We start from the raw sequence: 272 nt of genomic DNA, 5'->3' as shown, positions 1-272 counted from the left end.
ATTTTACTAATTTTCGTCTATTTAGTCAATCAATTTTTTTAATTTTAGAGGCAAATATATTTCATGCAAGAAAATCCCCACGAGAAGTAAGACGACTACCATCGCATTCTCTTTAGAAAATAGCAGAGCAAAGCCCAATTCCACTACTAATAGACTATATAAAATCACTCTAAGCAAATTCTGAAGACCAATTTTCTTGGAATCTTTCTCCAGAGGATACAGTTGTGTTATATATTGATAATCATAATGCTTGTAAAGCCCCAACAACTGAA

Annotated in this window: 1 pseudogene; it reads right to left on the bottom strand. The window is 32.0% G+C overall.

Annotated elements, in window-relative coordinates:
* Positions 1–21 precede the first annotated feature (21 nt).
* A pseudogene (locus C1E99_RS00215) lies at positions 22–272 on the bottom strand (ABC transporter permease); the annotation flags it as partial.

The organism is Streptococcus suis, assembly GCF_002964045.1.
Taxonomy (GTDB): Bacteria; Bacillota; Bacilli; order Lactobacillales; family Streptococcaceae; genus Streptococcus; species Streptococcus suis_U.
This window is presented reverse-complemented; position numbering and strand designations above follow the sequence as displayed.